Source organism: Collimonas sp. (assembly GCF_044339385.1).
Classification (GTDB): Bacteria; Pseudomonadota; Gammaproteobacteria; order Burkholderiales; family Burkholderiaceae_D; genus Collimonas.
On sequence record NZ_JBIIVN010000235.1, the window covers coordinates 1 to 6,018 of the forward strand.

General features: G+C 57.4%; 7 protein-coding genes. 4 read left to right on the forward strand and 3 right to left on the reverse strand.

The window, feature by feature from the left end:
- Positions 1 to 206: 206 nt before the first annotated feature.
- The 3 genes from ACIQ0R_RS12395 to ACIQ0R_RS12405 all read right to left on the reverse strand — a co-directional run bounded on the left by ACIQ0R_RS12395 (position 207) and on the right by ACIQ0R_RS12405 (position 2,138).
- Positions 207 to 476 carry a hypothetical protein gene (locus ACIQ0R_RS12395; RefSeq protein WP_395827942.1) on the reverse strand — a complete coding sequence of 90 codons (270 nt, stop codon included), beginning with the start codon at positions 474 to 476 and terminating at the stop codon, positions 207 to 209.
- A gap of 3 nt (positions 477 to 479) precedes the next feature.
- Complete coding sequence (gene trbB, locus ACIQ0R_RS12400) at positions 480 to 1,442, reverse strand: P-type conjugative transfer ATPase TrbB (RefSeq protein ID WP_395827946.1); 963 nt, start codon at positions 1,440 to 1,442, stop codon at positions 480 to 482.
- Positions 1,443 to 1,760: 318 nt separating this feature from the next.
- Positions 1,761 to 2,138, reverse strand: a complete 378-nt coding sequence (locus ACIQ0R_RS12405; RefSeq protein WP_395827949.1) for a transcriptional regulator — start codon at positions 2,136 to 2,138, stop codon at positions 1,761 to 1,763.
- Positions 2,139 to 2,248: 110 nt separating this feature from the next.
- Between ACIQ0R_RS12405 and ACIQ0R_RS12410 the strand changes: the two genes are divergently transcribed.
- The 4 genes from ACIQ0R_RS12410 (at position 2,249) to ACIQ0R_RS12425 (ending at position 4,746) form a co-directional block, all read left to right on the forward strand.
- Entirely contained in the window at positions 2,249 to 2,614 is a 366-nt protein-coding gene (locus ACIQ0R_RS12410) for a single-stranded DNA-binding protein (protein WP_395827952.1), read from the forward strand.
- A 20-nt stretch (positions 2,615 to 2,634) separates the two neighbouring features.
- Positions 2,635 to 3,840 (forward strand): plasmid replication initiator TrfA, encoded by a 1,206-nt coding sequence (gene trfA, locus ACIQ0R_RS12415; RefSeq protein WP_395827955.1) that lies wholly within the window; start codon positions 2,635 to 2,637, stop codon positions 3,838 to 3,840.
- 334 nt (positions 3,841 to 4,174) lie between these two features.
- Positions 4,175 to 4,444 (forward strand): type II toxin-antitoxin system ParD family antitoxin, encoded by a 270-nt coding sequence (locus ACIQ0R_RS12420; protein ID WP_395827959.1) that lies wholly within the window; start codon positions 4,175 to 4,177, stop codon positions 4,442 to 4,444.
- Positions 4,441 to 4,746 (forward strand): type II toxin-antitoxin system RelE/ParE family toxin, encoded by a 306-nt coding sequence (locus ACIQ0R_RS12425; protein ID WP_395827962.1) that lies wholly within the window; start codon positions 4,441 to 4,443, stop codon positions 4,744 to 4,746. The genes ACIQ0R_RS12420 and ACIQ0R_RS12425 overlap by 4 nt, the downstream gene beginning before the upstream one ends.
- The last annotated feature ends 1,272 nt before the right edge of the window (positions 4,747 to 6,018 follow it).

Below are 6,018 nucleotides of genomic sequence, written 5' to 3' on the forward strand. Positions count from 1 at the left end.
CATTCGACGCTTGGCTATCGTTCACCCTGCCAGTATTTAGATGACTGGCTCACTGAGCAACATCAGGAAAAACAGGCGGCATAAAAGCCACCTGTTGGAAGACGAAAAATCGAGGGAAGCTCAGTTTCGTTTTAATTCGTTCATATCCTGCCTTCGTTGTTCAGTGCAGGATACTCCTTAAACTATTGTCCGGATTTCCGGGCCCACTATAACCAGCCTTCATAGGGCAGCGAACCGCCCGTGCCGGTCGATGTAAAGGCGTGTTGCGGGGCTAGGAAGATGAACGCCAGGAGGACGAACAGGCCGAGCTGAAAAAGGGTGTTGCGGTTGATGCGCAACGGGGAGCTGATGACCTTGCGAACCTCGTTGGCTGTGAGGCCCATGTGACGGTACAGCGCAGCGGTCTTTTCGTCGCGTGCGTCGGCAGTCGGCAAGTAGATTTTGGTGATGGTGGCAGGTGCTTGCATTGGCTTCATTCCTTAGAGAGTGCGTGTGATGTAACGGCCGTTTTCGTAGCCGGAAATTTCAAGAATTTCCTGCACGCGACGACCATCCGAGGTTCGGGCGATGTGGACGACGACATGAATCACCTCGCCTATCAGCGGTTCAATATCGGATGGAGCCGACTCATTGCGGGCGATGAGCGACTTCAAACGAGCCAGGCCAGCCATTGGGTTGTTGGCGTGAAGAGTGGCCGCCCCGCCCTCGTGGCCGGTGTTCCAGGCATCGAGCAAATCGAGGGCTTCGGGGCCGCGCACTTCGCCGACCAGGATGCGGTCAGGGCGCATGCGCAGAATGACTTTGAGAAGGGCGGTCATGCTCACGTCAAGCGATGTGTGGTACTGCACGAAGTTTTCAGCGGCACACTGAATTTCGCCCGTGTCTTCAATGATGCAGACCCGTTCTGTAGGGTTGCAAAGCACCATTTCATTGATGATGGCGTTGACCAAGGTGGTCTTGCCCGAGCCGGTGCCGCCAATCACCAAGATGTTGCGGTGGTTCTTAACCGACGCTTTCAGCGAGTCGTATTGCGCCGTGGTCATGATGCCGGCCGACACGTACTGTTCAAGCGTGAAGATGGCGATGGCCTTCTTACGAATTGCAAACGTGGGCGCAGGGACGATGGGCGGGAGCTGACCGGCGAAGCGTGAACCATCAAGGGGCAACTCGCCTTCGATGATCGGCTTGATCCGCGTGATTTCCTTGCCGTGGTAGCCGGCCACGGTCTTGATGATGGCTTCGGCTTGCGCAGCGCGCAGCGTGCCGATGCACTTCATCCCTTCCCCAAGACGCTCTTGCCACAGCTTGCCATCGGCATTGAGCATCAGCTCGACGGTCTTGGGGTCATGGAGCGCATCAAGCAGCAGCGGCCCCATGTCCCGTTCGAGCTTTTTCTTGGCGCGGTCTTTGACGCTCGCGTACTGGTCTTCTGGTTCGGTCATTCGGTTCTCATCCCGGTATGTGTTACCATGCATTCTACACGATAAAGGATATACCGAAACTAAAAACTAAAAACTAAAAACTAAAAACTAAAAACTAAAAACTAAAAACTAAAAACTAAAAACTAAAAACTAAAAACTAAACAATAAAATTGAAATGTCCGTTGCGGTCAAGGTCTGCCATCGTCGTCTTCGGCGACGACAAGACAAGACGATGCATGCCGCAATGCGGAAGCGAGCCAGTGTTTTCGCCTAGTTGGCGCGTCTGGCACCTTGCATGCCAGAGCTTCACTTTTTAGCCGCTAAATTTCTTCCCTGGAGTTAGGCCTTGTTCGGCTTCTTGTCTTGTAAATGCTTGCAGTTCTCCTGATCCCACTGGCGCACGTTGTAAGCCTGAAATTCCGTCAGGATGGCAGAGACACGTAGGAAGCCTTCGGGAAGGCTGCGGGGCGCGTGCCCGCCTGCAAGGGCGTCCAAGGTCGCCCGATCCAAATCTGTGAGTTCTAGCAAGGTCGGCAGGGGCGTTTCCAGCGCTTCCGCAATGGCTTCCATGATCTTGAGGGACGGGTTGGCTTTCCCGTTGGTCAGGTCGGAAAGGAAGGAAACGGAAATGCCTGATTTCTGCGCGAGTTCGTTCTTCGTCATGCCCAGCTCTTCGAGGAGCCGCAGCACGTTTGTAAATAGTATTTGGTTGTACACAGACCATTTGCCTTACGTTGGGCGCAGCTAAAAATTTTAGCCGCTAAAGTTCTTGACGGTGGATTTCTGTTTAGCTAAACTGTAGGCTTGTCCAATGAAGGAGAGCCTTTGTGAGCCTGAACAAATTCCAATTTATCGGTAATCTTACCCGTGATAGTGAGGTTCGGTATACATCCGGAAGCGATGCCCGCGCCGTTTTTGACCTTGGCGTCAACCAAACATGGCGCGACGCGGCCGGCGTCAAGCAAGAGAAGAGCAATTTCTTCCGCATCAAGTGCTGGGGCAAGACTGCCGAGAACGCCGGCAAATACCTTGGCAAAGGCTCCAAGGTTTTTGTCGAGGGTCGCATCGAAAATACCGAACATCAGAAGGACGGGCAGACCGTGTACGGTATGGATTTCGTCGCCGAATACATCGAGTACCTGGAAACGAAAACACCGGGCGGCCGCAGCAGCGCGCCGGCCAACGGCGAGTAATTTCCTGGATGATGTGCGCTATGACCCTTGATTTCTTTGACGAAGAAGAGTTTAGGCGGCGACTCATTGCCGGTGGAATCGACGCAGCGAGCGCCGCCGAGGTCGCTTCCAAAACCGCAGCTTCGCGCAAGGCATCGGGCCAGGCTCAAAAGCACATCACCAACGCGGCCGCGTTGGTTCAGATCCCGGAGCCGGCACCGACGCCGGCCGCCGAACCCACCGTGCCAGAGGTCGAGGTCGCCGCAGCACCCTCACCTTCCCCCACTGACGAATACTGGGCCACGGTCTACAGCCACTATCAACAAGACCAGGCCAAGCAAGCCAGCGCCGGGCCTACTCAACCTACCCGGAGGGAACGCATGGCTACAACACCCAAGAAGAAACCAGCAACAGCCGTCGCCGCGCTGGCCGACAAGGCGCACCAGCTTGAGCAGGCCGCAACGCTCAAGGCGACAAAGGCGCAGATCAAGGAGCTACAGCTTTCGCTGTTCGACATTGCGCCTTGGGCCGACAACTTGCGGGCCATGCCCAACGATCTTGCCAGGGCCGCGTTGTTCACGGTGCGCAACAAGCGCACCCCCCGCGAGGCGCGGCAGTCCCACTCCATTTTCGTGCTGTCCAAGGGCGTCGAAATCACCTACACCGGCATCGAGCTGCGGGCCGACGACGACGAGCTGGTTTGGCAGCAAGTCTTGGAATACGCGAAGCGCGTCCCGGTCGGCTCGCCCGTCACGTTCACGTTCTACGAGCTGTGCAAAGACCTTGGCTGGTCAATCAATGGCCGCTACTACGACAAGGCCGAGGAATGCTTGTCAAGGTTGCAGGCGACGGCCTTGCAGTTCATTTCCGGCCGGATCGGTCGCCTTGAATCCGTGTCGCTGATCCATCGCTTTCGCGTACTGGATCGAGGCAAGAAAAACTCGCGCTGCCAGGTCGAGATTGACGATGAAATGGTGGTGCTGTTCGCCGGCAAGTACTACTCGAAATTCGAGTGGGAAAAGTACCGTTCACTGTCGCCGACAGCCAGGCGCATGTTCGATTACTTCGTGTCGCATAGCGAGCCGTTCCCGATGCTGTTGGAATCGTTCCGGCTCATGTGCGGATCGGACTCGGATCGGCTCAAGAAGTGGACGGAGCAGACCAACAAGGCATGCGACGAGCTGACCGGCAGCGGCCTGGTCAAGAAAACATGGGTGGCCGGGGACAAAATCTACTGTGAGCGGTAGACGGCCAGGTGGGCAGGCGATCAACAGCGGGGGCTTCGGCTCCCGTTTTTCATTGACAGATGAGGGGCCAACCGGGGGAATTTTCGCGGGACGCGAAAACCGACTATGTCGTGCTGCGCATCGAGCCTCGTGCCGAGTCTCGCCCCCGCGGCTTCCAGCGCCCTTTCCGTGGAATACCCATGCCTACCCCTTGGCGACCTCGTTCGAGGCCCGCTAGGGGGCCATACGCAAGCCTAGCGGCGCCCATTGCGCCGGAGCGCCAGGCGATCCCGAGAGGCTGGACTGCGGTGGAACATCGGAGTAGGATTAAATCCTATTCAAGAATGGAGGCGCTATGCGAACCACACAACAACTGAGCATCACCCTGCCGAACGACATGGCGGATGCGGTGAAAACCAAGGTGCGGTCGGGCGAGTACGCCACCGAAAGCGAGGTGATCCGCGACGGGCTGCGCGCTCTTCTGGCGCGTGATCGAGCCGTCGAAAGCTGGTTACACGACCAGGTCGGCCCGGCCTACGACGCTCTGAAAGCCGATCCATCCCGTGCCGTCACCGTTGACCAGGTGCGTGCCCGTCTTGCTGTCGAGCACGCGAAGGCGCGATGAGCTATCGCGTCATCTTCACCCCCGAGGCCGAGGAACAGCTTGCGGCGCTGTACGGCTACATCGCCGTTGCAGCATCCCCCGACATTGCAGCGCGGTACACCGAGGCCATCGTGAGCTACTGCGAGAGCCTGTGTACCTTCCCACATCGCGGCACCAGGCGCGATGACGTCCGCGCCGGCCTGCGCATCACCAACTACAAAAAGCGCGCCGTGATCGCCTTCGACGTAGACGCCGAGCAGGTGTCCATCATCGGCGTGTTCTATGGTGGCCAGGACTACGAGACGATCCTGACCGATGACTAACACGGCGTGGCCAAGGCCCCTCATCTGTCAATACGGTGGGCATGAGCTGCGCCGGCCCCTCAAATGTCAGCATGCCGCCCCCTTCGTCGGTCGCCGGCACCTGGTGCCGCCTGGTGGATGCGGACAAAAATTGAATAACTTTGTCGGCCGTGACGCTTGAGGGGCGTTCATTGACACTTGAGGGGCGCGGCCAAGCGGCGCTACGTTGACATTTGAGGGGCGCGGGCCGTTTTCGAGGCTGGCCAGGCTCCCCAAGCGCTGGCCAGGTGCCTTTTCGAGCGGCCGAACAGGCACTTACCCACAGTTTCTGTGGATAAGCCTATTGGCAAGGTGGCCTCGCTATAGACACTTGAGGGGCGCGACCATAGACACTTGAGGGGCCGTTCGTTGACCCTTGAGGGGCAGGCTACAGACACTTGAGGGGCTATCCCTAGACACTTGAGGGGCAGCGCAGAACGGGTTTTCTTTGGAGTATCAACGACTTAGCCGCGTTTTTCGAGCGTGCTAACCGAATTTTAACCATAGGTTTAACGTATTCTTATAACTTTGGTTTATAACTAAGAACCTGCAAAAAAAAAACGGGCAATGCCCCGAAGCGGCCGCGATGAATCGACGCCGAAGGGGGGACGCCCCCCTTCTCGATCCCACCCGACCGCAAGCGGCCTCCCATCCCCCCAGGGGCTGCGCCCCTCGGCAGGTGGCCTCACCCCAAATCGAGCAGCGCCGGAGGTGCTGAGGGCTACGAAACCAGGCGCAAGCGCCTGGAACAGCCTATTTCGTCCTACTTACGCTGCGCTATGCCCAAAGGGGCTACGCCCCTCTGGACTCCCCGGGCCTCAACACAACCATCCAGACCATTACTGGAAGCTGGTGGATGCACCACGGCCCAGGTTTTACGCCAAGAAGGGGCGGTAACCGGCAGTGCTCACCAGTTGGCTCCTCAAGTGTCAAAGAAACGAGGCAAAACCGCAGCCCGCAACGGCCGCGAGCGCATCGACCACCAAAACAGCTTGTAAAATAGGGCATTTTGCCCTATACTTCACTATGAAGGCCGGGCAATTTGCCCAGGTCGCAAACCGGGGTTCCACGCCCATACCCTCGAAATTTCCCGCCTTGCCTTTTTGGGGCATCGGAAAACCTGTCAAGCACTGAGCTTCCCCCGAAATTTAGTCTTCCATAGGTAACGTAAAATCAACGATCCTTTGGAAAGACCAGCAATGAAGAAGATACCAAAACAGATGTACACGGCGGAGTTCAAGGAGCTAGCCGTGC